Source organism: Bacillus cereus group sp. BfR-BA-01356 (assembly GCF_022663635.1).
Taxonomy (GTDB): Bacteria; Bacillota; Bacilli; order Bacillales; family Bacillaceae_G; genus Bacillus_A; species Bacillus_A cereus.
Genome location: NZ_JAKUFX010000263.1, coordinates 1 through 1559 on the forward strand (window position 1 = coordinate 1; position 1559 = coordinate 1559).

The window sequence follows — 1559 nt, forward strand, 5'->3', positions numbered from 1 at the left end:
TAGATAGAGTGTTGCCGACCACCTCCTTGAATCTTTGTATTCGGTTGAAAGAATGGTACCTCTGTCTAATAAGTAGTTTACGAATGAGTTGGATGTTGATGACCATTGGTCATTCTTCGTATCTCTTACGAGGTAGTAGCGCTTATTAGTTCAGAGGAGGACAACACTATCTAACACTGATTAAAATAGGGGTGTAAGCTATGTTCTATTTAGGTATTGATATCGCTAAACATAAACATTATGCGTCCATTATCGATCAAACTGGAAAACCTATTACTAAGCCATTTCCCTTTCGGAATCACAAAGAAGGTGGACAAGCACTATTAAATTGGATGTACCGATACATTGAGTCTCCTACAGAAATAATGATTGGAATGGAGGCAACAGGACATTATTGGTTAGCCGTTTATTCTTTTCTACTGGATCATGGCTTCTCAGTCGTTGTATTAAACCCAATTCAAACCAATGCCTGGCGAAAAGGCACAGAAATTAGAAAGCGGAAAACAGACGCCATTGATGCCACTATGATTGCCGATATCATTCGATTCGGCCGTTTTGTTGAAACCCCACTTGTGGACGAGAAAATGTTCGCTCTAAAACAAATGAGCCGCTTTCGTAATGCGCTTGTAAGTAATATGAGTGATTTAAAACGAAAAGCTCTTGTCGTATTAGATCAGACTTTCCCAGAGTACCAAAGCATCTTTTCGGATGTTTTTGGTAAAACTTCTTCACAAATCTTACTTGAATATTCCTCTCCCAGTGACTATGAACAGATATCTATTGATGATTTAACACAAATAATTGAGCAAACCAGTCGTAACCGACTTGGGAAGAAAACAGCCAACAAACTAATGGAATTAGCCTCTAATTCGTTTGGTGTTACCTTCTGTAAAAACGCTTTTTCCTTTCAACTAAAAATGTTGATGGAGCAAATTCGTTTTATCGAAGATCAAATCAAAGAGTGTGAAGAAGAAATGTCACAACTTTTAATTGATTTAGATACTCCTATCATGACAATACCTGGCGTTGGACCGATTTTAGGTGCCACTATACTAAGTGAAATTGGGGATATACACCGCTTTGACAAACCATCTAAACTTGTCGCTTACGCAGGCATCGATGCCTCTGTGTCCCAATCTGGGCAATTTGAATCCTCAGGTACGTCTATATCCAAGCGTGGTTCTTCTCATTTGCGTAGAGCCTTATTCCAGGCGGCTATTACAGCTCATAAACATGACCCTGTATTAAAAGCCTTTTATGAAAAGAAACGAAAGCAAGGAAAGCACTACTATGTTTGTATAGGAGCCGTAGCTAGAAAGCTGTGTTACATTATCTACGCCATTCTTAAAAGCAATAAACCGTATGAAGTTCCTCCACATTCACCAGTAGAAACTTGATTCTTTCATTTTTTTGAAAACCCTTAGGTTTATTTGGTGTGCCCTTTTTTAGATGAACCAATAGTTAAATGATATAGCGTTGTATGAATACTTTATGAAGACGTTTAGCCACTTCCTATCGAATCCAGTGGATTTATTTTCAAAATCCTCTAGCAATATTTT

The 1559-nt window shown here is 38.0% G+C and carries 1 protein-coding gene; it reads left to right on the forward strand.

The genetic code is table 11. The features are described from left to right. The first annotated feature begins 200 nt into the window (after positions 1-200). The gene (locus MR168_RS32865; RefSeq protein ID WP_000499525.1) at positions 201-1397 is read left to right on the forward strand and encodes an IS110-like element ISBth13 family transposase; all 1197 of its coding nucleotides are present in this window, start codon (positions 201-203) and stop codon (positions 1395-1397) included. The last annotated feature ends 162 nt before the right edge of the window (positions 1398-1559 follow it).

Coding starts and splice junctions, on each gene's coding strand:
- MR168_RS32865 (WP_000499525.1), top strand. CDS start 201: ATGTTCTATTTAGGTATTGATATCGCTAAACATAAACATTATGCGTCC.